The sequence below is a fragment of the Streptomyces maremycinicus genome (assembly GCF_001184025.1).
GTDB lineage: Bacteria > Actinomycetota > Actinomycetes > Streptomycetales > Streptomycetaceae > Streptomyces > Streptomyces maremycinicus.
Genome location: NZ_BBYG01000019.1, coordinates 110,269 through 133,552 on the forward strand (window position 1 = coordinate 110,269; position 23,284 = coordinate 133,552).

Genomic DNA, 23,284 nt, shown 5'->3' on the forward strand with positions numbered 1-23,284 from the left:
AGCCATGAGTGACGACGCCCCCACCACCGAGTCCGGCAGGGTCCCGAACAAGGGCAAGCTGGCCAAGGACCTCAACGAGGTCATCCGCTACACGCTGTGGTCCGTCTTCAAGCTGAAGGACGTGCTGCCCGAGGACCGCGCGGGCTGGGCCGACGAGGTCCAGGAGCTGTTCGACCAGCTCGCCGCCAAGGACGTGACGATCCGCGGCACCTACGACGTGTCCGGCCTGCGTGCCGACGCCGACGTCATGATCTGGTGGCACGCCGAGACCGCCGACCAGCTCCAGGAGGCGTACAACCTCTTCCGCCGCACGAAGCTGGGCCGTGCCCTGGAACCGGTCTGGTCGAACATGGCGCTGCACCGGCCCGCCGAGTTCAACCGCTCGCACATCCCGGCGTTCCTCGCCGACGAGACGCCCCGCGACTACGTGAGCGTCTACCCCTTCGTCCGCTCCTACGACTGGTACCTGCTGCCCGACGAGGACCGCCGCCGCATGCTGGCCGACCACGGCAAGATGGCCCGCGGCTACCCGGACGTCCGCGCGAACACCGTCGCCTCGTTCTCGCTCGGCGACTACGAGTGGATCCTGGCCTTCGAGGCCGACGAGCTCTACCGCATCGTCGACCTCATGCGCCACCTGCGTGCCTCGGAGGCCCGTATGCACGTCCGCGAGGAGGTCCCGTTCTACACGGGCCGCCGCAAGGACCTCACCGAGCTGGTCGCGGGCCTCGCCTGATCAGCGTCCCGGCCGGGCGGCGCGCTCCGCGGGGGCGACCGCCGGCTCGGGTTCCGGGTGCGGTGCGCAGGCCGCGCGCCGCACCGGGAGCCGCCCCTCCAGCAGGTACGCCTCCAGGTGGCCGTTGACGCACCGGTTCGGACCGCCCGCGATGCCGTGCGTACCGGCGTCCCGCTCGGTCACCAGCACCGAGCCCGTCAGCCGCCGGTGCATCTCCAGCGCACCGGCGTACGGCGCCGCGGCGTCCCGTTCGGCGGCCAGGATCAGCGTCGGCGGCAGTTCGCCCGGACCGGTCCGCACGTCCACCGGCCGCTGCCGGGGCGCCGGCCAGTACGCGCACGGCAGGTTCGCCCACACGTTGTCCCACGTCTCGAACGGCGCGACGCGCGCCAGCCGCGTGTTGTCGCGGTCCCACACCTTCCAGTCCGTCGGCCAGGACGCGTCGTTGCACTCCACGGCCGTGTACGCGGCGTTGGCGTTCTCCGCCTCCGCCGCGGCCTCCCGCACCGGCCCGGCCTGCGCGATCAGCTGCTCCGGATCACCCTTCAGGTACTCCGACAGCGCCTGCGCCCGGGAGGGCCAGTAGTCGTCGTAGTACCCGGCCTGGAGGAACGCGCCCTGGAGCTGCCGCGGCCCCACCGTCCCGCCGGCCGGCTCCGCGGCGAGCCGGGCGCGCGCCCGCTCGTAGCTGGTCAGCACCGCCTCCGCCGTGTCACCCAGGCCGTAGACGTCGTCGTGCCGCGCGATCCACTCCCGCAAGTCCGTCCAGCGGCTCTCGAACGCCGCCGACTGGTCCAGGTTGTTGCGGTACCAGATCTGTGCCGGATCCGGGTTCACGGCCGCGTCGAACACCATCCGCCGCACATGGGAGGGGAACAGCGTCGCGTAGACGGAGCCGAAGTAGGTGCCGTACGACGCGCCCATGAAGGTCAGCCGCTCCTCGCCGAGCGCGGCGCGCAGCACGTCCAGGTCTCGGGCGTTGTTGAGCGAGTTGTAGTGCCGCAGGGCACTGCCCGTCCGCTGCGCACAGCCGCGCGCGTACGCCTTCGCCTGCGCGATGCGCTCCCGCTTGTACGACTCCGAGGGGTGGTCCGGGGCGGGGGCGGGGCCCTTGAAGAAGCGCTTGGGATCCTGACAGGACAGCGGCGCCGAACGGCCGACCCCGCGCGGGTCGTAGCCGACGAGGTCGTAGGCCGCCCCGATGCGCTTCCACTCCGGCAGCAGTCCGATCAACGGGAAGTACAGGCCCGAGCCGCCGGGACCGCCGGGGTTGAAGACCAGCGCGCCCTGCCGGGGCACCCGGCGCTTGCTGTTGTGCGGATCCCGGTGGGTGGCCCGCACCCGGCTGACGGTGAGCTCGATCTGCCTGCCGTTCGGGGCCGCGTAGTCGAGCGGGACGGAGACCGTGCCGCACTGCATGCTGCCGGGCAGGTCCTGCGCGTCGGAGCACTTGCCGAACTCGATGCCCTTCGCCGCCGCCCGCGCGGCGGCCGACACGACACCGGTCGAGCCGGACAGAGCGCCGGAGTTCGGGGCGCCGCCCGCCGGGACGGCGGAGAGGGCGGTCAGGAGGAGGGCTCCTGCGGCCGAGTGGAGGGCGGCGGCTCTCATCGGGTGTCCCTTCGGTGCACGGCGGCGACACAAGGGATGGTTGGTTCGACCGTGGGGGAAGGCAAGCACCATCGTCGGGTGTCGGCGTCAATGCCCCTTGTGCGCCCCCCGCTGGTCGAGCGCGCCCCGGCTCAGTCCCGCCCGTACCCACGATGAGCGAAGGCCGCCCGCAGGTCCGGCTCGCCCACCGCGCGGATCCCGCGTACGGCGACGGAGGTCAGGTACGTACGGTCGTCCCCCGTGCCACCGTCGGGCCGCGCCAGCGCGCCCAGCAGCCGCTGCCCTGCCGGGGACGCCCAGCGCGAGTACGGATGCACCTCCACCCGCGCTATGGCCAGGCAGCTCAGCGTGAGCGCCAGGGGAAGCGAGAACCAGAGCGCGACGAGATCGCGGGGCATGTCCGGGGTGGCGGGGAACAGCAGTGCGGTGACGCCCAGGGCGAGGACGGCCACGGCGGCGGCCCGTACCTGCCGCACTCCGGCCGCGACCGTCGTACGGCCCCCGTCGGGCACCGCGAGACCGGCGCGGACCAGCCGGTCGGCGAGGCCGCCCACCGCGTCCGCCGCCGCGGCCGCCGCCCGTGCCGGGGCGATGAGGGACTGTCCCCCGGGTCCGATGGCCCCTATGACCGACCGCTCCATCTCGTCGCGCCCGCACGGGTCCAAGACGGTCGCCCACCCGGTCCGGGCGAGCAGCAGTCGCCGCTGCCGCGCCATGGACACCATCGTCAGGTCGGCGACCCTGCCCGGCCCGCCGGACAGGAAAGCGGCCTCATAGAGCGTCAGATCATGACCCTGGCCGGCGTTCTCGTCGACGGCGGCGGCCCGTACGGCGGCCAGGCACAGCCGTGCGCACGCCGCGCCCGCGACGGCCCATGCCAGCAGCAGGAGAAGCACCCAGACCATGCCGTGTTTCTATGCCAGGTGCACCGGAAAACGCCATGCCTTGTTCACAATCCGGACCGGGCGTTGTGGATACGTGACGTTCCGCGCGCCTTCGTCCACGAAAACCGGCTCGGCGAAAACCGGTTCCCCCCGGAGACCGTTCTCGTGAGCGGTGTCAGGTGTCAGGTGTCAGGTGTCAGGTGCCGGGTGGCGGGCTGGCCGCGGCCGGCGGGAGCGTGTAGGTGGGAGACGGCGACGGCGTCACCGGCACGGCGGAGCCGGGATCGGCCGTCGGACCCGGCGGGGCGGGGGAGCGGGTGATCGACGGGGTGCTGCCGGCGGCCAGGTCCCGGGCGAGGGCGTCGAAGTCGACGAACCCGGTGGCCTCCAGGATCTTGATGTGGTCCAGCACGGTGGTGTTGGCGTCGTCGGCGAGCTCGCGCACCAGCGAGTTGCGGGTGCCGGCCCGCACCTGGGCGACGACGGAGAACACCCGTCCGTGCGCGAGCCGCAGGATGTTGGCGAACTTCCAGTCGTACTGCCCGCCCTGCGCCGCGTCGAGCTCGCTCAGCCAGCCCTTCTGCTGGTCGTTGGGCTCGTCGGGCAGCGCGAGGCCCAGCTGAGAGGCGACGGTACGCACCCGCTCGTCCAGGAAGGTGTGTCCCTCGACCAGATGCCGGCCCGCCGTCCGTACGGCCTCGGTCGTGCCCTTCGTCTGCGCCTGCTGACCGGCGGGCAGCTCCCACAGCCCCGCCAGCCGCACCTTCGTGATGAAGTCCCGGTCCAGCGCGGACAGCGGCCCGTACTGCGTGGACACCGTCTGCGCGTTCAGCACGTCCACGCCGGTGCCGGACCGGTCGGCGTACGACCAGATCGGGAAGACCAGCGCCGCCAGGGTCGCCGCCAGACCCGTGATGATGAGCCCGGTTCCGCTGAAGATGCCTCTGCCCTGGATGGGGGGTCGCGGCCGCATGGGGTGCCTCCTGCTCGCGGCACTGCACGCTAGTGCGCTTCGGTTGTGGGACTGGCTGGCATATTACTGCGCCTGCGCCGCCAACTGCCGTACAGGGGCGAATGGTTACAACCCGGGCATCATGTGTGAAACGGGAGGGGTGAGGGACGCCTCGAAAAGGGAGGAAGGGTGCGGAATCGCCGACGGAACGGTTTCGCCGCGTGTGCCGGGCTGTGGGGTGTTAGTCCCGGCACATTCGGGCCACTCGCGGCATTCGATCACTCATCGTCGGATCAACGTCCGTCCCACCCGTCCCACCTGGCCCAGCCGTGACCTCGGCCGCGGCGCGGGGCCCGAGCGGTCCAGCCACCAGCGGCGCAGTTCACGGCGGGCCCGGCCCTCCGTCAGCCGCCCGCCCAGGAGTGTCCGCTCGGCGAAGTCGAGGGCGTCCTGCCGGTAGCCGGCGCGCATCGGGTGCCCTTGGGCGTAGGCGAGGAAAGCGGCGCGGTAACCGCTTCCGAGGATCACCGGCAACTCCGGGGCGACCTTCGCGACCACATCCGCCCGCTTGGCCGCCAGCGCCCGGGACTGTACGCCGAGTCGCACCCGGTCGAAGCCCTCGGGGACCGGCGTCCCGGCGACGAGCGCGGACAGCAGAGCCGCCTGCGCGAGCCCCAGCCGCTGACGCGTGGCCTCGTCGACGGCGGTCGGTTCCGGCTGCGGGGCGCGCGGGACGGCCGCGTCCGCGCTCGGGCTCCTCGTCCCGGGCTCGGCCCAGGCGTCCTGCCCGCCGGCCTCGACGGCCGCTCTGATCTGGTCCAACTCCCGCTCCAGCTCCGCCGGTTCGGGGAAGTTCTCGTCCCGTTCCAGCAGCACTCCCGGCGGTGACACCCGGGACGCGAGGTCGGTGAGGATGTCGAGGACCGGCCGGGGCACCGGGTGGGCGTGGCTGTCGTGCCAGACGCCGTCCCGCTCGAAACCGCCCGCGACATGGACGTACGCGATGGCCTCCAGGGGCAGTTCGGCCAGTGCCTTGGCGGGGTCCTCGCCCCGGTTGACGTGGTTGGTGTGCAGGTTGGCCACGTCGATGAGCAGCCGTACGCCCGTGCGGTCGGCCAGCTCGTACAGGAACTGCCCCTCGGTCATCTCCTCGGCCGGCCACGCGACGAGCGCGGCGATGTTCTCGACCGCGAGCGGCACCGGCAGCGCGTCCTGCGCGATGCGCACGTTCTCGCACAGCACGTCGAGGGCGTCGCGGGTGCGCGGCACGGGCAGCAGGTGCCCGGCCTCGAGCCGCGGGGACGCCGTCAGGGTGCCGCCCGCGCGGACGAACGCGATGTGCTCGGTGACCAGCGGCGAACCCAGTGCCTCGGCCCGCTCGGCGAGCGCGGCCAGACGTCCCGCGTCGGGCCGCTCCGCGTCGCCCAGCCCGAGCGAGACGCCGTGCGGGATCACGGTGACCCCACGCTCGCGCAGCCGTAGCAGCGACTCGGGCAGATGCCCGGGACACACGTTCTCGGCGACGGCCTCGACCCAGTCGATGCCCGGCATCCGCTCGACGGCGTCCGCGATCTCCGGCCGCCAGCCGATCCCCGTCCCCAGTCGCCTCATGGTCCCCGCCTCCTTCGTGCCCCCTGCGTGGTGACGGTGGTATGGCCCCGCCACCGCGCCCCGAACCGCGCGCGGTCTTCCTTCAGAGCAACATTTGAGGTTCGGCCCACCCGGCCGCACCACGGGGGCTGTGCGGGGCGACGGGGCTAGCGGGTCCGCAGGGCCGGGTGGTCCGCGACCACCGTGCAACTGCCCGGGGCGATCTCGGTGAAGCCCGCGTCCCGCACCAGCGGCAGTCCGCTCCGCGTCAGCTCACGCCACCGTCGCGGCTCCGCGGTCCGTACGGCGAGCGGAAAACCCGCCTCGCGCCACGCGGTCCGCTCCTCGTCCGACAGTTCCCACCAGGCGAGCTGCGCGCCGTGCCCGGCCTGCGCCATCGCCTTGCCCGCGGACATGCCCACCTCGGGGTTCTGCCAGATCACCGCGGCCGTCGGGTCGAGGTCCGCCGGCGGCTCCGGGTCGTCGAGATCTGTTCCGGAGACCTGGAGCTTCGCCAGTTCCTTGGGCCAGCCGTCCAGCGGAACGGGCGGAAACACCCTGACCTCCGCCGCCTTGCCCGTGACCGTGATGCCGGGCAGCGCTTCCGCCCGCCGCCACTCGGCGCCACGCGCGCGCCGCACCACCTTGCGGATCCGGGCGTCCTGCCAGTCCCGCACGGCTGCCGCCCACTCGCCGTCGCCCAGCGCCCGCTCGTCGGCGAGGAGGGTCAGCACGGCGCGCGCGGCCGTCTCCAGCGCGTCCGTGCGGGCCGGCGGATCGGCGCGCTCGATGCGGACCACCAGGGGCAGGACGAACTGCGGGGCCTCGTCCCGTGTCGAGGGCTCGGTACGGAAAGGGCTGTCGCCGGGAACGGCCGGATCAATCGTCACGTCCTCCAGTCTGCCAGGTGGAAGATCCATGCAACCGGGAGCGGGAGGACGGTCCGTATGCCACGTGAGGTGCGGCTGGAGGGCGTGGGCCGCCGCTACGGCGTCCGCGGTCCCTGGGTGTTCCGCGACGTCGACCTGAACCCGGCCCCCGCCGCGCTCACCCGCGTCGATGGCCCCAACGGCACCGGGAAGTCCACCCTGCTCCGCCTGCTCCGCCTGCTCCGCCTGCTCCGCCTGCTCCGCCTGCTCGCCCGCGTCGACGCGCCGACCGAGGGCAGGGTCACCGGCACCCCTCGTACGGCCTGCGTTCCCGGGCGTTTCCCCGCCGCCCTCCCCTTCACCGCCCTCGGCTACCTCACCCACCTCGGCGCGGTCCACGGCCTGTCCCGTACGGCGGCCGAGCGGGCCGCCGGCGACTGGCTGGACCGCTTCGGCGCCACCGCCCACGCCCACACGCCGATGAGCCGCCTGTCCAAGGGCAGCAGCCAGAAGGTCGCGGTGGCCCAAGCGCTCCTCGCCGAACCGGAGTTGCTGATCCTGGACGAGGCCTGGACCGGTCTCGACACCGACGCGCGCGCCGAACTGGACCGGGCCGTCGCCGAGCGGACGGCCGCCGGATCGGCCGTCGTCTTCGTGGACCACGACCCCCGCCGCCTCGCGGGCCGGACGGACGCCGAGTACACCGTCCGCGACGGCACCCTCCGCCGCCGTACCGCGGCACCGGCCGCCGCCCCCGACGGCCCCCGGGTGATCATCGAGGTACACGGTCCGACGGCGCCGCTCCCACCGGAGATCCTCCGGCTGGCCACCGCCGCCGAGGAGACGGCCGACCGCTCCCACCGGCTCACCGCCCCCGCCTCCCACTCCGACGTCCTGCTCCGCGCCCTGCTGACCGCCCGCCCGCCGTGGCACGTGGTGAGCGTCCGTCAGGACGGCGGCCGCCGCCCATGACCGCTCTCCTGCGCTATCAGAGCGCTCTGCTCCTGCGCTCGCAGCGCTGGCTTCCCCCGTTCCTGCTCTACGCCGTCTTCCTGGCCGTCGGCGTTCAGGGAGGACAGCCGCTGCTGGACTCGCTCGGCTACACGGCCGCCTTCCTGCTGCCCGTCGCCGCCTGGCTGGTGCGGATCTGCGTCACCAACGAGCCGCCGGCCGCCCGTACCGTCGTCGCCGCGGCGGTCGGCCCCGGGCGGGCGCACCTGGCGTGTGTCCTGGTCGCGCTGACCACGGCCGTCGTGCTCGGCGCCGCGGCGACGGTGACGGTCACGCTCATCAGCGACCCGGTCGGCACCGACCACGACCAGCGCGTTCCCGTCCCGCAGGCCGCCGGTGCCGGTCTGCTCGCCGTCCTGACCTGCGCCCTGCTGGGCGTGGCCGTCGGAGCGCTCACCGCCTGGCCCCTGCTGCGCTCGCCCGGCCGCGCGGTGCCCGCCCTGCTGCTGGCGGCGCCGGCGGCCCTGGTGGTCACCGGTTCCCCGGCGCGGGCGGCGGTGAGCGACCTGGTGGGCGGCTCCCGGACGGCGACCGTCCACGCACCGATCCTGCCCATGGCCGCGGCAGTCCTGCTCACCGCGGTGGCGACGGCCGTGGCGTGCGCGCTGACGTCACGCCGGTCACCGTGATCGAGGGGAGAGGACGGCTACCCCGAGCACGCGGTCCGTTGTGCCTCCTGCCACTCGCACACCGGGCACAGCGTGATCCCCTTGTACGACTCCGGATACTCCGTGGGCTTCCGGCACAGCACGCACTCGGCGTACGGCGGACCCTCGGCCCGCGGCGGTGTGGTCGCGTCGATCAGGCAGTAATCCCGGTCGTCACTGTCGTCGCTCATGCCTCCAGCGTACGTAGGCGTTGACGGCGTCGGCCGCCCGGTCGAGGGCCGTCATCCTCGTCCGCTCGCCGCCCCGATCAGCTCGGACACCTTGACGAACCGGTACCCCTGGCGGCGCAGCTCGGGCACGATGGCCCGCACCGCGCGCTCGGTGGTCGGCGCGGCGCTGCGCGTGCAGTGCATGACGACGACGGAGCCGGGTCGGACCCCCTCCAGCACCTGCCGGGCCACCGCGTCCGCGTCGGTCGCGAACGCGTCCCCGCTCACCACGTCCCACTGCACCGCGGTCACGCCCAGGCCGCTCACCGCGCGCAGCGCCCGCCGGTCGTAGCAGCCACCGGGGAAACGGAAGTACGGCATCGCGTTCGGTACCCCGGCTCTGCGGAACGCCGTGTACGCCCGTTCGACGTCCGCGCGCATCCCGTCTACGGGGACGGTCGGCAGGCCGTAACAGTCGTCGGTGAAGGCGTAGTGGCTGTAGGAGTGGTTGGCGATCTCGAAGCGGGGGTCGCGGCCGAGGGAGCGGGCCTGGTCCGGGTACTCCTCGGCCCAGCGGCCGGTCATGAACACGGTGGCCGGCACCTTCAGCGTCCGTAGCGCGGCGATCAGCCCCGGGTTGTCGAAGTGCTCACCGGCTGCCGCGCGGGCACCCTGGTCGGCGGTCATGTCGGCGTCGAAGGTGAGGGCCACCGTCCTGCCGGCGGTGCGGGGCGCGTTGCCGAAGACGGGGGTGAGTCCGGCGGGACCAGGGGCCAGGGTGGGGGGCCGGGTGGGGGCGACGGAAGCGTGCGCGGGGGCCGCCGGGCGGGTGGTGAGTGGGTCCTGGGGGGCGCCGCAGGCGGTGAGGGGGGCGAGGGCGGCACCGAGGGCACAGAGGGCGGCGAAGCGACGTACGGGAGAGATCATCGTATGAAGTTATGAGAGCAATAGCGGCATTCCTGGCGATATCCGGCCGCGCCTCCCGTCCTGTCACCCGCCCGGGCCCTCCCGCGCCCGGCCCCGCTCCCGGCCGTCAGCCCCGAGCCGGCGCCCGTGCTCGGAGGCCACGGGCACGTGGTGACGCACGACCGTCTCTTGCGGGAACGCTTCCCCTGCCCCGCCCGGAACCCCCGTCGTGCCCGTCGTGCCCTTCAGGAGCCCGTCCGCTCGGGACCCGCTAGCGGCGCCAGGGGCCCGTGACGGCGAAGGTCGTTCCCGGGGTGTAGCAGTTGACGTACATCGTGTCGCCGTCGGGGGAGAAGGTGACGCCGGCGAACTCGCCCCACTCGGGTGCCTCCGGTGTCCCGATGTTCTGGCGGCCCCGCGCCATCGCGTACACCTCGCCTGACCTGGTCACGCCGAAGACGTGCTGGGCGCCGTTGCCGTCCTCGCAGACCATCAGGCCGCCGCTGGGCGCCAGGCAGATGTTGTCCGGTGATTCGCCGGGGAGCTGGACGTCCGTGTCCGGGCCGAAGACGATGACGAGGGTGAGGCGGCGCAGTTTCGGGTCGTACCGCCAGATCTGGCCGAAGTGGTCGGCGGCCGAGCCGTCGGAGCCGCGTGCGAACGACGACACGAAGTACACGCACCGCCCGCCCCAGTAGCAGCCCTCCAGCTTCTGCGCGTGCGTGATGCCCTTCGGGCCGAAGTCCTGGAGGCGGATCGGGGTGTCGGTGGCGAGGGGGTCCGGTACGTCGACCCACTCGATGCCGTCGAAGGTGGCGCCGGTGTCCTGGATCGAGGACAGGTCCGGCACGCCGGGGACGCGCATCGCCTGGAGGCGGCCGCCCGCGCGCAGCGAGCCCACCCCGCCCAGCGGCTTCTTCGGGAGGAAGCGGTAGAAGAGACCGAACGGCTCCAGGAACGCGTCCTCGGTTTCGTAGACGATGCCCAGACGCGGATCGACGGCGATCGCCTCGTGCTGGAAACGGCCCATGGCGGTCAGGGGGACCGCCCCGGTGCGGCGCGGGTCGGCCGGATCGACCTCGAAGATGAAGCCGTGATCCTTGGTGTAACCGTTGGTCCCCGCTTTGTCCTCGGTCTCCTCGCAGGTCAGCCAGGTGTGCCAAGGGGTGGGCCCACCCGCGCAGTTGACGGCCGTACCGGCGATGGCCACCCGCTCGGCGAGCACGTTGTTCCGGGGGTCCAGCGTCAGCGCCGTACAGCCGCCCTTGCCCGCCGGGTCGTAGGTCAGGCCGTCGACCGTGGGGACGGGGTACTTGGCCGTGGGGCGGTTCTCGTGGTTGCGGACCAGGTGGACGCGACCGTTCCGGGCGGGGAGGGCCGTCATGCCGTCGTGGTTCGAGGGCACCGGGCCCTCGCCGGAGCGCAGCGGGTCGCCCTCACGGGAGAGGACGCGGTAGCGGAAGCCCGCGGGGAGGTCGAGCAGGCCCTCCTTGTCGGGTACGAGGGGGCCGTAGCCGTCGCGGCCGAGGCCCTGCGCGGCGGCGGTGCCCGCGAAGAGGTCGGAGAGCGCGCCGGTGAACGCGATGCTCGCGCCCACCCCCAGGGCGCCGGTACCGGCGAGGATCTGACGTCGTGTCGCAGACATGCGAAAACCTTCCTGCTGGCGGACAGGAACTGTGATCCCGCAGTGTCTATCACCAGGAGAGCGCCCCGGGAACCACGCGCGTACCCCGTGTCACTCGTCCACGTCCTTCGGGAGCGCCGGCGGAGGCGGCTCTTGCGGCGGATGTGGTGGGAGCGGTTGCTGGGCCTTCTCCAGGAACCGCAGCAGCTCCACCGGGAACGGCAGCACCAGGGTGGAGTTCTTCTCGGCGGCGACCGCCACCACCGTCTGGAGCAGCCGCAGCTGGAGCGCGGCGGGCTGCTCGGACATCTCCTTCGCCGCCTCGGCGAGCTTCTTCGACGCCTGGAGTTCCGCGTCGGCGTTGATGATCCGGGCGCGCCGTTCACGGTCGGCCTCGGCCTGCCGGGCCATCGAGCGCTTCATGGTGTCGGGCAGGGAGACGTCCTTGATCTCCACCCGGTCGATCTGCACGCCCCAGCCGATGGCGGGGCTGTCGATCATCAGCTCCAGGCCCTCGTTGAGCTTCTCCCGGTTCGACAGGAGGTCGTCCAGCTCGCTCTTGCCGATGATGGACCGCAGGGAGGTCTGCGCCATCTGCGAGACGGCGAAGCGGTAGTCCTCGACGTTGATGACCGCGGCCGCGGCGTCCACCACCCGGAAGTACACCACCGCGTCGACCCGCACGGTCACGTTGTCGCGGGTGATGCCCTCCTGGGCGGGGATGGGCATCGTCACGATCTGCATGTTGACCTTGTGCAGCCGGTCCACGGTCGGGACGACCAGGGTGAACCCCGGCGGCCGCACCTCGCCGCGCAGCCGGCCGAGCCGCAGGACGACCCCGCGTTCGTACTGCTTGACGACCCGTGCCGCCGCCGCGACGTACACGAGGCCTCCGGTGGCGACCACCGCGGCCGCGCCGAGCAGTTCCTCGAGCATGACGACCTCCTCGACAAGAGGCCCGTAAGAGCGTTTCTGTCTGCTCTGTAACGATATGCCCGCCATCCGGCCCGGAGCCACGCCCCAGGTCCCGGGCCGGACGGTCCACGGGGCGGGCTACACGGTCGTCACCGGTCGCGACACGTTCACCGGTTCCGTGACCTTCACGGGCGTCGTGCCGGCCGCGCTGTGCCGTTCGGCCCAGGCCTCCAGTGCCGTGCGGCAGGCGTGGTCGAGGTGATGCAGACCGGAGAGGTCCAGCTCGACGGGACGGTCCTGCGGAAGGGCTTCCAGATGGTCGAGGATCTTCGGCAGTCGCAGGAACGTCGCGTTGCCCGAGAGGTACGCCTGGACCGGACCCGCGCCCTTGTCGACGACCTCCAGCCGGATGTGCGAGGCCTCCCAGGCCGTCTTGGCGACGGCCAGCGCGAGGCCGATGAGCACGCCCTCGAACATGCTGACCGCGACGATCGACACGGCCGTGACCACCAGGATCAGCGCCTCGCCGCGGTGCTCGCGCCACAGACCGGCGATCGCCCGCACGGGCACGAGCTTGGCGCCCGCGTGCACGAGGACGCCGGCCAGCGCCGGGACGGGGATGTACGCCAGCACGTTCGGCAGCAGGGCGGCGAACAGCAGCAGCCAGACGCCGTGCAGGACGCGCGAGGCCTTGGTCCGGGCGCCCGCCTGCACGTTGGCGGCGCTGCGCACGATCACCGCGGTCATCGGCAGCGCGCCGAGCGCCCCGCAGACCGCGTTGCCCGCGCCCTGCGCCATCAGCTCCTTGTCGTACTCGGTGCGCGGACCGTCGTGCAGCCGGTCCACGGCCGCCGCGCTGAACAGGGACTCGGCGGACGCGATCAGGGTGAACGCGACGATCGTGCCGAGCAGGCCGACGTCCGCGAGTCCGCCGAAGGAACTCAGCGACGGGGGCTGGACGGAACCGAGCAGCCCGCGCACCTCGACCGTGGCCACGGGGAGGTTCAGCAGCACGGCGCTGAGCGTCGCCAGGCCCACCGCGGCGAGCGGCCCGGGCACCGTACGCACCTTCGCCGGCAACCGCTTCCACGACACGAGCACCGCGACGGTGCCGGCGCCGATCGCGAGCGAGGCCAGCGCGGAGGTGTCGCCGACCGCGTCCACGAGCGCCCCCGGCAGTCCGGCGATCTTCTCGATGCCGGACGCCGGCGCCTTGGTGCCCGCGGCCGCGTACAGCTGACCGGCGATCAGCACCAGGCCGATTCCGGCCAGCATGCCCTCGACGACCGAGACGGAGATGGCCCGGAAGTAGCGGCCCAGCTTCAGGGCGCCCATGGCGAGCTGGAGGATGCCCGTGGCGAGGACGACGACCCCGAGGGCGGGCAGGCCGAACTCCCGCACCGCCTCGAAGACCAGCACGGTGAGTCCGGCCGCCGGGCCGGACACCTGGAGGGAACTGCCCCGCAGCAGACCGGTGACGACGCCGCCGACGATGCCGGTGACGAGCCCCAGCTCGGCCGGCACGCCGGAGGCCACGGCCACGCCCACGCACAGCGGCAGCGCGACCAGGAACACGACGAGGGAGGCGGCGAAGTCCTGCCGCAGGTGGGGGAACCGGGATATTCGCCCGGCGGGCTTCTGGTTCATCGCGGCGCTCACAGGGCCTCGAACCGGTCGGTGTCCGCGCGGTGTTCGCGTACGGCACCGGTGTGCACCTCGTAGTACCAGCCGCGCACCCGCAGCCGGCCGTCGGCCAGCCGCTTCTCCACGCACGGGTAGGAGCGCAGCCGCAGCAACTGGGCGAGGACGTGGTTCTGCACCGCCCCCATGACCGTCGGGTCGTCGGGGTCGGAGGTCCCCGGTTCGTCCGCTGCGTGCGCGAGCCAGTCGCGCACGGCGGGGACGCCGTCGAGGTCGTCGCCGCGTACCAGCGCGCCGACCGCGCCGCAGTGCGAGTGGCCGCAGACGACGACGTCCTGGACGCCGAGCACCTCCACGGCGTACTCGATGGTGGCGGCCTCGCCGGTGGGACGGTCGGAGAGGTACGGGGGCACGATGTTGCCCGCGGTGCGCAGCTCGAAGAGCTCGCCGGGACGGGCGCCCGTGATCAGGGCGGGAACGACCCGCGAGTCGGAGCAGGTGATGAACAGGACCTGGGGGGACTGGCCGGCCGCGAGTTTGGCGAACTCCTCAGGGCGCTGTCCGAACGTACGGGCGTTGTCGATGAGGGGCTGCATGACGTGGTGACTCCTCCTGGCGCGCCGTGGGGGCGCGTCGGATGTGCAGGACACAGGACAGGTGGGGGAACTGCTGTTCTGCTCTGCTCTCTCAGCAGCGGAAGACCTGGAGGGCCGCCGGAGAGTGCGCCGCCGACGGTCTCGACCAGCGGTGATAGGGGGCGCCGGGGCGGCGCGGCTGATGCCCGGCCGCGGGATCCTGCGCCAGCAGCGCGCGCTCGGGCTCCTGGGGTGTCGAGGCGGCCGGGGCGGTGGTGGTGGCGCGGTGGCGGTCACGCGTGCGCAGGGGGTCGGCGGGGCCGCCGGTGGGGAGGTCGCAGTCGCGGAGCGTGGCGACCTCGTCGCGCATGGCTTTGCCCGAGGTCTTGATGCCGGGCGGGGTCTTGGCCTCGGCCTGACGCGCTGTGTGCGCGTGTGCGAACGACGACGTGGGTGCGAAGAACGGAAGGGTGAGCAGGACGGCGGCGAGGATCGAAAGGACGGTCCGGGTCGTCGTACCTCGGAACATGCGCCCCCCTTCGGCCGGTTCGCGTTTCTAGTACAGACCAACGGTTGGTCAACCACTGGTCAAGAAACACGTTAACCCTGCAAGGTTGTTTGCAGGGTTAACTGGACGTTGCGAGATGAAGTGCGCCTCAAAAGGGAGGGATTCTTGGCGCGAACAGGCCCTTGACCGGAGGGTCAAGATCGTTTATTGGTGCTCGACGAGCTTCTTGGCGTCGCGGGCCAGCGCGGTGAGCCGGGAGATCGCGCGGAAGTACTTCTTGCGGTAGCCGCCGTTCAGCATCTCCTCGCTGAACAACCGGTCGAAGGGGAGCCCGGAGGCCAGGACCGGGACCTCGCGGTCGTAGAGCCGGTCGGCCAGGACCACCAGCCGCAGAGCCGTGGACTGGTCGGGCACGGCCCCGACGTCCGTGAGGCAGACCGCGTTCAGGCCATCGGTCAACGCGCCGTAGCGGCTCGGGTGGACCTTGGCGAGGTGCTCCAGCAGATGCGGGAAGTCGTCGAGCGAAGCGCCCTCGGTGGCGTACGCCGCCTTCGTCACCTGCTCGTCGGAGTACGGCGCCGGCGCCTCGGGCAGGCCGCGGTGGCGGTAGTCCTCACCGTCGATGCGCAGGGCGCGGAAGTGCGCCGACAGGCCCTGGATCTCGCGCAGGAAGTCGGCGGCGGCGAACCGGCCCTCGCCGAGCTTGCCGGGGAGCGTGTTGGAGGTGGCGGCGAGCGCGACCCCCGCCTCGACCAGCTTGCCGAGCAGCGTCGAGACGAGAACCGTGTCGCCCGGATCGTCCAGCTCGAACTCGTCGATGCACAGCAGCCGGTGCCCGGAAAGGGTCCGTACCGTCTGCTGGAAGCCGAGGGCGCCCACCAGGTTGGTCAGCTCGACGAACGTGCCGAAGGCCTTGAGGGCGGGCTCCGCCGGGGTGGCGTGCCACAGGGAGGCCAGCAGGTGCGTCTTGCCGACGCCGTAACCGCCGTCCAGGTAGACACCGCGCGGTCCGGCGGGGACCTTGGGCGCCTTGGACCTGCCGAAGCCGAGGAACCCGCGCTTGGCGCCGCCCGTCGCGTGCGCTCCGCCGAGTCCGGCCGCGAACCCCTCCAGGACGCCGACCGCCTCGGTCTGGCTGGGCTGGTTCGGGTCCGGGATGTAGGTGCTGAAGCGGACCGAGTCGAAGCGTGGCGGCGGCACCATCTCGGCGACCAGCCGGTCCGCGGGGACATGGGGCCGGCGGGTGCAGAGGGACACCGGGGCCGCGTCGGTTATCGGGCCGAGGCCGGAGGCTGAGGAGGAGGACGACACGGTTCCCCATGCTACGGGGCGTGCCAGACTGCCTGACATGCGACGGCTGTTCCCTGTGACCGACCAGACAGTGACCACCGACCCCGGCGGCAGGCCGCTCGGGGCTCCCGACGAGGGGGGTGGCGGGGAGAGCGGCACCGCGGTGGACCGGGAGTGGAGCCTCGACGAGCTCGCCGAGGCCTACGCGTATCCCGGAGCCGGAGCCGGAGCCGGAGCCGGAGCCGGAGGGCCGGTGCCCTGGCTGCGGGCCAACATGGTGTCGACCCTGGACGGCGCCGCCCAGCACGACGGGCGCTCCCAGCCCATCTCCACCGCCGCCGACATGCGGATCTTCGGCACGCTGCGCGGGCTCGCGGACGTCGTGGTGGTGGGTGCGGAAACGGTACGCCTGGAGGGGTACCGCCCCGCACGCGCGCGTGCCGAGTTCGCCGGGCGGCGCGAGGCGGCCGGGCAGGGACCCGCCCCGGCCGTCGCGGTGGTCAGCGCGAGCCTCGACCTGGACTTCTCGCTCCCGCTCTTCACCTCGCCGCTGGTCCCCACCCTGATCCTGACGGGAGCCGCCGCGTCCCCCGAGAGGGTCGCGGCCGCGGAGAAGGCGGGCGCGCGCGTGGTGGTCGCCGGGGACGGCACGGGCGTCGAGCCGGACCGCGCCGTACGGGCGCTCGTCGAACTCGGACACACCCGGCTGCTGACGGAGGGCGGTCCCCGGCTGCTGGGTCAGTTCGTGGCGGCCGGGGTGCTCGACGAGCTCTGTCTGACCGTCTCCCCGATGCTCACGGTCGGCGACGCCCAGCGGATCACGGGCGGACCGTCGGTCGCCGTTCCGCACCGGTTCGCACTGGTGTCCCTCCTCGAGGAGGAGGGTTTCCTGTTCGGCAGGTATCAGAGGCCGTGATGCCGGATAGGAGTTCGATCACCACCGTCGGTCCCAAAAGGGCGGAATCAACCGTTCCGTTTAGCGTCCGGCGGGCACACTGAATCTCGCAGTCCCCGTGCGTACGCGGGGGAGGATGGTTTCCGCAGGGCCGCGAACGGCCCACGGAGGAAAGAGGGCCACGGGGGTCCTCGAAGGAGAATGGGGCGCTGGTGTTCACAAGCGTGTTGATGATCGAGAAGGCCCTGACGTCCGCCGACGTGGAGTTCGTCAGCACCTTGCACGGGGACGAGCCGGTCTCCTTCCAGGTGCTGCTCCAGCCGCGCGGTGACCAGGCGGACCGCCTGCTGCGGGCCATCGACGACGTGGCCCTCGGTGAACTGGACGAGGCGGCGCGGGAGGGCGAGACACCCGAGGGCGACGAGGCCAAGGGGTTCGGCGTACGGGCCCTGGAGGTGTCCCTGCACGCCCTGCACGCGGCGGGCCACGACGCGGTGGGGCGCCTCGTCGAGGACCATCCGCTGGACGCGCTCAAGTCCCTGGTGGCGGAGGCGGGCGCGGACGAGGTGATCGTGCTGACCGACCCCCACTACGTCGAGGAGTTCTTCCACCGGGACTGGGCCTCCCGGGCCCGGCACAAGGTGGGGGTGCCGGTGCTGAAGCTCTTCTCGCACAGCAAGGCGTGAGCGGAGCCCTGTGCCGCGCCCCTGTCGGCACCCGTGCCGGTTCGGGCGCCGGTGCGGGCGTGGCGTGACCGGGTGCGCCGGGTCCGCTCGTGCCCGTGCGGCGCGGTCGTACAGGATGCGGTCCCGCGCCCCTGGCTGGGTGGTCCGCGCCCCGCGCAATAGGGTGGGGGCGCACCGAACCGTCGTAGCGCACCCTGGGAGAACACGCATGGCACCCGGCCTTCCTACCGCCATGGACCGACCGCACTTCATCGGCATCGGTGGGGCGGGGATGTCGGGCATCGCGAAGATCCTGGCTCAGCGCGGCGCGAAGGTGGCCGGCAGCGACGCCAAGGAGTCCGAGACCGCGGCGGCGCTGCGGGCGCTCGGGGCGACGGTGCACATCGGCCATGCCGCCGAGCACCTGGCCGAGGACGCCAGCTGTGTCGTCGTGTCGTCGGCGATCCGCGCGGACAACCCGGAGCTCGCCCGCGCGGCCGAGCTGGGCATTCCGGTGGTCCACCGCTCGGACGCGCTCGCCAGGCTGATGGACGGGACGCGGCCGATCGCCGTCGCCGGCACCCACGGCAAGACGACGACCACGTCCATGCTCGCGGTGTCGCTGTCCGAGCTGGGACTCGACCCCTCGTACGCGATCGGCGGCGACCTGGACGCGCCCGGCTCCAACGCGCTGCACGGCGAGGGCGAGATCTTCGTCGCCGAGGCGGACGAATCGGACCGCAGCTTCCACAAGTACGCGCCCGAGGTCGCCATCGTCCTCAACGTCGAGCTGGACCACCACGCCAACTACGCGTCGATGGACGAGATCTACGAGTCCTTCGAGACCTTCGCCGGGAAGATCGTGCCCGGCGGCACCCTCGTGATCACCGCCGACCACGACGGCGCGCGGGAACTGACCCGGCGGGTCGAGGGTGTGCGGGTGGTGACGTACGGGGAGGCCGAGGACGCCGACGTGCGGGTGCTCTCCGTCGTCCCCCAGGGGCTGAAGAGCGAGGTGACCGTGCTGCTCGACGGGCAGCGGCTCACCTTCACCGTCTCCGTGCCCGGCCGCCACTACGCGCACAACGCCGTCGCCGCGCTGGCCGCGGGCGTCGCACTGGGCGTCCCGGCCGCGGAACTCGCCCCCGCCCTGGCCGCGTACACGGGCGTCAAGCGCCGGCTCCAGCTCAAGGGCGAGGCGGCGGGCGTCCAGGTCATCGACTCCTACGCCCACCACCCGACGGAGATGACGGCCGACCTCGAGGCGATGCGCGCGGCGGTCGGCGACGCCCGGATCCTCGTCCTCTTCCAGCCGCACCTGTTCTCCAGGACCCAGGAACTCGGCCAGGAGATGGGCCAGGCCCTGTCCCTCGCGGACGCCTCCGTCGTCCTCGACATCTACCCCGCCCGCGAGGACCCGATCCCGGGCGTGACCAGCGAGCTGATCATCGACGCGGCCCGGGCGGCGGGCGCGGACGTGACCGCGGTGCACGACAAGGACCTGGCCCCGCAGGTCGTGGCGGGAATGGCGAAGGCGGGTGATCTCGTTCTCACCATGGGCGCGGGCGACGTGACGGACCTGGGCCCGCGCATTCTGGACCGTCTTTCCCAGTAAGGGGCTGAGGCTCATGTCGTACGACGTCGAAAAGCCGGACGAGCAGTGGCGGACGGAGCTGACCCCGGCCGAGTACGCCGTACTGCGGCAGGCCGCCACCGAGCCCGCGTTCACCGGTGAGTACACCGACACCAAGGCCGAGGGCGTCTACTCGTGTCGCGCCTGCGGTGCCGAACTCTTCACCTCCGAGACCAAGTTCGACTCCCACTGCGGCTGGCCGTCCTTCTTCGACCCGAAGGACACCGACGCGGTGGAGCTGATCGAGGACCGCTCGCACGGGATGCTGCGCACCGAGGTGCGGTGCGCCCGGTGCGGTTCGCACCTCGGACACGTGTTCGCGGGCGAGGGCTACGGGACCCCGACCGACCAGCGGTACTGCATCAACAGCATCTCGCTGCGGCTGGCGACGGACGGCGAGGGCTGACGGCGCGGGACGGCGAAAGCTGACGGTGAGGGCTGACGGCCCGGGTACGGCGAAAGCTGACGGCTCACAGCTGCTTGCGCTGGACCAGCGCCGAGAGCACGAGCATCCCGGGCAGCAGGGGCAGCCACACCGTCAGCACCCGGTAGCCGATGACCGTCGCCGTGGCGAGGGGCAACGGGGTGCCGTACCCGGCCAGGGTGAGGACGAGCGCCGCGTCGACCGGGCCGATGCCGCCGGGGGCGGGAACGGCACCGGCCGCGGTGCTCGCCGCGAGGAACGCGAAGAGCAACTGGGGCCAGGACAGGGGCAGGCCGAGCGCCGTTCCCACCGAGGCCACCACGCTCGCCTGGATCAGCGGCGCCGCGACCGCTCCACCCCACAGGGGCAGGAATCGGGCCGGGCGGGTGTGCAGATGCCGGGCGTCGGTGAGCGCCGTACGGACGAAGTCCAGGGCGGGCCGCCGCAGCGGCCGTACGAGGACGAGCAGCGCTCCTGTCGCCGCGGGGGCCAGCAGAAGGCCCGCGGCGGCCAGGAGCAGGGTCCGTCCCTCCGGGAGGAGCCTCGCGGGGGGTACCGCGCTGGGCGCGGCGAGCAGGAAGATCAGCACGACGGGCGTCTTCGCCACGGCTCTGACCAGGGAGTACAGCGCGATCGAGGCGGTGGCGCGGGGGAGGGCCACCCCCTGGCGCTGGAGGAAGCGGACCGTCACCGCGTGGGCGCCGATGCTCGCGGGCAGTATGTGGTTCGCGGCGCCCGCGGCGATCTGGGAGGCCACCAGCAGCCCCGGCGGCAGCCGGTCCGGGATCGCACCCTGACGGACACAGGCCGCGGCGACCGAGCCCAGGTAGGTGAAGAGAAGCCCGATCAGCAGCCACCAGGGGTCGGCGGCGGCCAGCAGGGCGGCGCCGTCCCGCACGGCGTGCCAGTCGAGCGCCGCCCACACCGCGAGCAGCAGGATGGGGGAGAGGGTGAGCGCCCGGCGGGTGGCGGTGGCCGCCAGGGGGCGGCGGCGGTCTTCCGCGAGCGGCGGCCGGGGCTGCGGCGGTGGGGACGCGGGGTCGTCGAGGGGCAGCAGGGGCACGGCGCACGTCGTCCTTCCGCGTCGTGACCGCGCGCGGCGGCGCGACGGATCGGGCCTGGGGAGGGGACGGGGAAGTCGTTCCCCTCCGGTGTGACGGTGCGGTGTCCGTAAGCCGACGGAGTGCGGGCCGCAGGGCGACCGCGGTGCGGTGGGGCGGGGTGCCGTGAGGCGAGATGCGGTGGGGCGGGGTGCCGTGCGGCAGGTGTGCTGAGCGAGGTGCGGTGGGGCGGGGTGTGCTGAGCGAGGTGCGGTGGGCGGGGTGCGGTGAGGCTTTGGGATTTCTGCCCGTACCCCCCGCGGTTCATCCCGGGCTCGTCCGGAGGTTCACCGGCCCGCAGTACGGTCGACCGCCTCCCCGCGGTCCGGTCGGCCGACTTCGCCGGGCGGCCGAGAGGCGTTTCCGCCAGCCGAGGAGACCGCTCGCCGAATCCCCGTCACCGGCTCACCGGCTCACCGGCTCACCGCATCTCGCCTCATGGCTCACCGGCTTGCCGGTGGCACCGGCGTCACCGTGTCCCGTTCCCGGTCGTGACCGGTCCCCGTGGCAGCGTCACGACGAACATCGTGGCCCCGGGGGCATCGCCCAGCTCCAGCGAGCCACCGTGCGCCCGTACCAGGGACCGGGCCACCGACAGGCCGAGGCCGCTGCCGCCGCGGTCGCGGCTGCGGGCCTTGTCGACCCGGTAGAACCGGTCGAAGACGCGGTCGCGGTCGTCGGCCGAGATGCCGGAGCCCCGGTCGGTGACACGGACCCGCGCCAGTTCCGCCGAGACGGCGACCTCGACGCGGACCGCGGTGCCGACCGGGGTGTGCACGGCGGCGTTGGTGAGGAGGTTGTCCAGGACCTGGCGGATGCGGTGCGGGTCCATCCGCAGCGGCACGGCGGCCGGTCCCGCGGACACCGTCAGCGGATGACCCGGGTGGCTCGCGCGGAACGCGTCGACCGCCTGCTCGACCAGTTCCATCAGGTCGGCGTTCTCCATCCGCAGCGGTGTCTCCACCTCGGCCGCGTCCAGGCGGGCCAGCAGCAGGAGATCGTCGAGGAGCACGCCCATCCGGGCGGCCTCGGCGCGCAGCCGGGCCAGGTGCTTGTCCCGTTCCTCGGGCGCGTTGGCGGGCGCGTACTGGAAGAGGTCCGCGTAGCCGCGTACCGACATCAGGGGTGTGCGCAGCTCGTGCGAGGCGTCGGCGACGAAGCGGCGCAGCCGCTGCTCGGCCTGCGCCCGCACGGCGAGGGAGTCGTCGATGTGCTCCAGCATCGTGTTGAAGGCCGTGCGCAGTTCCTCGACCTCCGGACCGCCGCCCGGGGCGTCCGCGCGCAGGTGGAGCCGGGACGCCGACTCGGTCAGGTCGTGCGAGGCGATGCCGTGCGCGGTGTGCGCCATGTCGCTCAACGGTTTCAGACCGTGTTTCAGCATCCGCCGGCCGAACACCACCAGGGCCAGCAGCGCGAGGCCGAAGGCGACCACCTGCACGGTGATCAGCCGGCGCACGGTGCCGTCGATGTCCTCCGTCGGCGCCGCGCTGACCAGCACGACACCGGGCGAGACCTCGCAGGCCCGCAGCAGATAGGTGCCCTCGCCGTCGATCCGCACCGTGCGGGTGACCTCGGCGTCGACGTCCTCCATCCGCCGGGCGAGCGCGGTGAGCGCCGTGGTGTCCGAGGGCACGTCGGCGGGTCTGCGCAGCACGGCCGCGCCGGGCGAGACGTCGTACACGGCCGTGTACCAGCCGTAGTACGGCTTGCGCTCCACGATGCCGTGCGCCTTGGCGTCCTTGGTCTGCACGATCTGGACGAGCTTGATCTGGTCGCGCAGCTGATGGTTCAGATAGTCCCGCATGTACATGGTCAGCGTGGCGCCGACCACCGCGAACACGACGAGCGACAGCGCGCCCAGGCCGAGCGCCAGCCGGGTGCCGAGCCGCAGTCTGCGGTAGGCGTGCCAGAAGCGGCCTATCACCCGGCCGCCTGCCGGATCACGTATCCGAAGCCGCGTACCGTCTGGATCAGCGGGTCGTCACCCGTCGTGTCGAGCTTGCGGCGCAGCCGGCTGACGACCAGTTCGACGACGTTGGAACGGCCGCCGAAACCGTATTCCCACACGTGGTCGAGGATCTGTGCCTTGGTGAGCACGGTCGGCGACTTCCGCATCAGATACCGCAGGACCTCGTACTCGGTGGGGGTCAGCGTCAGCAGTCTCCCGCCCCGCCGGACCTCGCGGGTGTCCTCGTCCATGGTGAGGTCCGCCACCCGCAGCACGGAGCGCTGGACCCCGGGGCCCGCGCTGCGCCGCAGTACGGTCCGCAGCCGGGCCATCAGCTCCTCCACGGCGAACGGTTTCACCAGGTAGTCGTCCCCGCCCCGGGTGAGCCCGGCGACCCGGTCGGCGACCCCGTCGCGTGCCGTCAGGAACACCACCGGCACCATCGTGCCCGTGTGCCGCAACCGGTCGAGCACGCCGAAGCCGTCGATGTCGGGCAGCATCAGGTCGAGCACCACGATGTCGGGACGGAATTCGGCGGCACGGCGCAGCGCCTCCGCACCCGAGTTCGCGGTGACCGCGTCCCAGCCTTCGTAGCGGGCGACCGTCGCCACGAGATCGGCGATCGGCGGGTCGTCGTCCACGACGAGGAGTCGTACTTTTTCCACCTGCTCATAGTGCGCCACCCACCCC

23 protein-coding genes are annotated in these 23,284 nt (G+C 72.7%); 7 read left to right on the forward strand and 16 right to left on the reverse strand.

Going from position 1 to position 23,284, the window contains the following annotated elements:
- Positions 1–4 precede the first annotated feature (4 nt).
- On the forward strand, positions 5–736 hold the full coding sequence (gene hemQ, locus AOQ37_RS29430) for a hydrogen peroxide-dependent heme synthase (protein WP_062648646.1): 732 nt from the start codon (positions 5–7) through the stop codon (positions 734–736).
- Here the strand turns inward: hemQ and AOQ37_RS29435 are convergent, their stop codons facing one another.
- The 5 genes from AOQ37_RS29435 to AOQ37_RS29455 all read right to left on the reverse strand — a co-directional run bounded on the left by AOQ37_RS29435 (position 737) and on the right by AOQ37_RS29455 (position 6,693).
- Positions 737–2,347 carry an alpha/beta hydrolase gene (locus tag AOQ37_RS29435; RefSeq protein ID WP_062648648.1) on the reverse strand — a complete coding sequence of 537 codons (1,611 nt, stop codon included), beginning with the start codon at positions 2,345–2,347 and terminating at the stop codon, positions 737–739.
- 131 nt (positions 2,348–2,478) lie between these two features.
- Entirely contained in the window at positions 2,479–3,252 is a 774-nt protein-coding gene (locus AOQ37_RS29440; protein WP_062648650.1) for a TIGR04222 domain-containing membrane protein, read from the reverse strand.
- 175 nt (positions 3,253–3,427) lie between these two features.
- Positions 3,428–4,204 (reverse strand): DUF4142 domain-containing protein, encoded by a 777-nt coding sequence (locus AOQ37_RS29445; RefSeq protein WP_062648652.1) that lies wholly within the window; start codon positions 4,202–4,204, stop codon positions 3,428–3,430.
- 261 nt (positions 4,205–4,465) lie between these two features.
- Positions 4,466–5,794 (reverse strand): MbnB/TglH/ChrH family RiPP precursor modification enzyme, encoded by a 1,329-nt coding sequence (locus AOQ37_RS29450; protein WP_062648654.1) that lies wholly within the window; start codon positions 5,792–5,794, stop codon positions 4,466–4,468.
- Between the two features lie 146 nt (positions 5,795–5,940).
- Positions 5,941–6,693 (reverse strand): peptidyl-tRNA hydrolase, encoded by a 753-nt coding sequence (locus AOQ37_RS29455; RefSeq protein ID WP_062648657.1) that lies wholly within the window; start codon positions 6,691–6,693, stop codon positions 5,941–5,943.
- Between the two features lie 27 nt (positions 6,694–6,720).
- Here AOQ37_RS29455 and AOQ37_RS29460 point away from each other — a divergent pair, with 27 nt between their 5' ends.
- Both AOQ37_RS29460 and AOQ37_RS29465 read left to right on the forward strand, forming a co-directional pair.
- Positions 6,721–7,614, forward strand: a complete 894-nt coding sequence (locus AOQ37_RS29460) for an ABC transporter ATP-binding protein (protein ID WP_062648659.1) — start codon at positions 6,721–6,723, stop codon at positions 7,612–7,614.
- The gene (locus AOQ37_RS29465; protein ID WP_062648661.1) at positions 7,611–8,282 is read left to right on the forward strand and encodes a hypothetical protein; all 672 of its coding nucleotides are present in this window, start codon (positions 7,611–7,613) and stop codon (positions 8,280–8,282) included. Before AOQ37_RS29460 ends, AOQ37_RS29465 begins: the two co-directional genes overlap by 4 nt.
- A gap of 17 nt (positions 8,283–8,299) precedes the next feature.
- On the opposite strand, the gene AOQ37_RS29470 is transcribed toward AOQ37_RS29465, so the two are convergent.
- The 8 genes from AOQ37_RS29470 to zapE form a co-directional block, all read right to left on the reverse strand.
- Positions 8,300–8,491, reverse strand: a complete 192-nt coding sequence (locus AOQ37_RS29470) for a hypothetical protein (RefSeq protein WP_062648663.1) — start codon at positions 8,489–8,491, stop codon at positions 8,300–8,302.
- A gap of 51 nt (positions 8,492–8,542) precedes the next feature.
- Positions 8,543–9,397, reverse strand: coding sequence for a polysaccharide deacetylase family protein (locus AOQ37_RS29475; protein ID WP_062648665.1), 855 nt, complete (start codon positions 9,395–9,397; stop codon positions 8,543–8,545).
- Between the two features lie 250 nt (positions 9,398–9,647).
- Positions 9,648–11,021: a PhoX family protein gene (locus AOQ37_RS29480; protein ID WP_062648667.1), complete on the reverse strand. Its 1,374-nt coding sequence runs from the start codon at positions 11,019–11,021 to the stop codon at positions 9,648–9,650.
- A gap of 90 nt (positions 11,022–11,111) precedes the next feature.
- The gene (locus AOQ37_RS29485) at positions 11,112–11,936 is read right to left on the reverse strand and encodes a slipin family protein (protein WP_062648669.1); all 825 of its coding nucleotides are present in this window, start codon (positions 11,934–11,936) and stop codon (positions 11,112–11,114) included.
- A 117-nt stretch (positions 11,937–12,053) separates the two neighbouring features.
- Positions 12,054–13,562, reverse strand: coding sequence for a SulP family inorganic anion transporter (locus AOQ37_RS29490; protein WP_062649022.1), 1,509 nt, complete (start codon positions 13,560–13,562; stop codon positions 12,054–12,056).
- Between the two features lie 8 nt (positions 13,563–13,570).
- The gene (locus tag AOQ37_RS29495) at positions 13,571–14,152 is read right to left on the reverse strand and encodes a carbonic anhydrase (protein ID WP_062648671.1); all 582 of its coding nucleotides are present in this window, start codon (positions 14,150–14,152) and stop codon (positions 13,571–13,573) included.
- 91 nt (positions 14,153–14,243) lie between these two features.
- Entirely contained in the window at positions 14,244–14,660 is a 417-nt protein-coding gene (locus AOQ37_RS29500; protein WP_062648673.1) for a hypothetical protein, read from the reverse strand.
- Positions 14,661–14,843: 183 nt separating this feature from the next.
- Positions 14,844–15,950, reverse strand: a complete 1,107-nt coding sequence (gene zapE / locus AOQ37_RS29505) for a cell division protein ZapE (RefSeq protein ID WP_107085331.1) — start codon at positions 15,948–15,950, stop codon at positions 14,844–14,846.
- A 37-nt stretch (positions 15,951–15,987) separates the two neighbouring features.
- On the opposite strand from zapE, the gene AOQ37_RS29510 reads away from it, so the two are divergent.
- From AOQ37_RS29510 to msrB, 4 genes are all read left to right on the forward strand, one after another.
- Positions 15,988–16,845 (forward strand): pyrimidine reductase family protein, encoded by an 858-nt coding sequence (locus tag AOQ37_RS29510; protein WP_062648677.1) that lies wholly within the window; start codon positions 15,988–15,990, stop codon positions 16,843–16,845.
- Positions 16,846–17,036: 191 nt separating this feature from the next.
- On the forward strand, positions 17,037–17,510 hold the full coding sequence (locus AOQ37_RS29515) for an indole-3-glycerol phosphate synthase (protein WP_199825101.1): 474 nt from the start codon (positions 17,037–17,039) through the stop codon (positions 17,508–17,510).
- Positions 17,511–17,718: 208 nt separating this feature from the next.
- Positions 17,719–19,104 carry a UDP-N-acetylmuramate--L-alanine ligase gene (gene murC, locus AOQ37_RS29520; protein ID WP_062648682.1) on the forward strand — a complete coding sequence of 462 codons (1,386 nt, stop codon included), beginning with the start codon at positions 17,719–17,721 and terminating at the stop codon, positions 19,102–19,104.
- A gap of 13 nt (positions 19,105–19,117) precedes the next feature.
- A complete protein-coding gene (msrB, locus tag AOQ37_RS29525; protein ID WP_062648684.1) occupies positions 19,118–19,528 on the forward strand; it encodes a peptide-methionine (R)-S-oxide reductase MsrB in 411 nt (136 codons plus the stop codon).
- A 64-nt stretch (positions 19,529–19,592) separates the two neighbouring features.
- Here the strand turns inward: msrB and AOQ37_RS29530 are convergent, their stop codons facing one another.
- From AOQ37_RS29530 to AOQ37_RS29540, 3 genes are all read right to left on the reverse strand, one after another.
- A complete protein-coding gene (locus AOQ37_RS29530; protein ID WP_062648686.1) occupies positions 19,593–20,609 on the reverse strand; it encodes a lysylphosphatidylglycerol synthase transmembrane domain-containing protein in 1,017 nt (338 codons plus the stop codon).
- Positions 20,610–21,115: 506 nt separating this feature from the next.
- Positions 21,116–22,570 (reverse strand): sensor histidine kinase, encoded by a 1,455-nt coding sequence (locus AOQ37_RS29535; RefSeq protein ID WP_062648688.1) that lies wholly within the window; start codon positions 22,568–22,570, stop codon positions 21,116–21,118.
- Complete coding sequence (locus tag AOQ37_RS29540; protein WP_234437040.1) at positions 22,567–23,259, reverse strand: response regulator transcription factor; 693 nt, start codon at positions 23,257–23,259, stop codon at positions 22,567–22,569. Before AOQ37_RS29540 ends, AOQ37_RS29535 begins: the two co-directional genes overlap by 4 nt.
- Positions 23,260–23,284 lie beyond the last annotated feature (25 nt).

Coding starts and splice junctions, on each gene's coding strand:
- AOQ37_RS29460 (WP_062648659.1), top strand. CDS start 6,721: ATGCCACGTGAGGTGCGGCTGGAGGGCGTGGGCCGCCGCTACGGCGTC.
- AOQ37_RS29480 (WP_062648667.1), bottom strand. CDS start 11,021: ATGTCTGCGACACGACGTCAGATCCTCGCCGGTACCGGCGCCCTGGGG.
- hemQ (WP_062648646.1), top strand. CDS start 5: ATGAGTGACGACGCCCCCACCACCGAGTCCGGCAGGGTCCCGAACAAG.
- AOQ37_RS29440 (WP_062648650.1), bottom strand. CDS start 3,252: ATGGTCTGGGTGCTTCTCCTGCTGCTGGCATGGGCCGTCGCGGGCGCG.
- msrB (WP_062648684.1), top strand. CDS start 19,118: ATGTCGTACGACGTCGAAAAGCCGGACGAGCAGTGGCGGACGGAGCTG.
- AOQ37_RS29435 (WP_062648648.1), bottom strand. CDS start 2,347: ATGAGAGCCGCCGCCCTCCACTCGGCCGCAGGAGCCCTCCTCCTGACC.
- AOQ37_RS29510 (WP_062648677.1), top strand. CDS start 15,988: ATGCGACGGCTGTTCCCTGTGACCGACCAGACAGTGACCACCGACCCC.
- AOQ37_RS29450 (WP_062648654.1), bottom strand. CDS start 5,794: ATGAGGCGACTGGGGACGGGGATCGGCTGGCGGCCGGAGATCGCGGAC.
- AOQ37_RS29490 (WP_062649022.1), bottom strand. CDS start 13,562: ATGAACCAGAAGCCCGCCGGGCGAATATCCCGGTTCCCCCACCTGCGG.
- AOQ37_RS29475 (WP_062648665.1), bottom strand. CDS start 9,397: ATGATCTCTCCCGTACGTCGCTTCGCCGCCCTCTGTGCCCTCGGTGCC.
- AOQ37_RS29500 (WP_062648673.1), bottom strand. CDS start 14,660: ATGTTCCGAGGTACGACGACCCGGACCGTCCTTTCGATCCTCGCCGCC.
- AOQ37_RS29455 (WP_062648657.1), bottom strand. CDS start 6,693: ATGGATCTTCCACCTGGCAGACTGGAGGACGTGACGATTGATCCGGCC.
- AOQ37_RS29495 (WP_062648671.1), bottom strand. CDS start 14,152: ATGCAGCCCCTCATCGACAACGCCCGTACGTTCGGACAGCGCCCTGAG.
- AOQ37_RS29445 (WP_062648652.1), bottom strand. CDS start 4,204: ATGCGGCCGCGACCCCCCATCCAGGGCAGAGGCATCTTCAGCGGAACC.
- AOQ37_RS29465 (WP_062648661.1), top strand. CDS start 7,611: ATGACCGCTCTCCTGCGCTATCAGAGCGCTCTGCTCCTGCGCTCGCAG.
- AOQ37_RS29470 (WP_062648663.1), bottom strand. CDS start 8,491: ATGAGCGACGACAGTGACGACCGGGATTACTGCCTGATCGACGCGACC.
- murC (WP_062648682.1), top strand. CDS start 17,719: ATGGCACCCGGCCTTCCTACCGCCATGGACCGACCGCACTTCATCGGC.
- AOQ37_RS29485 (WP_062648669.1), bottom strand. CDS start 11,936: ATGCTCGAGGAACTGCTCGGCGCGGCCGCGGTGGTCGCCACCGGAGGC.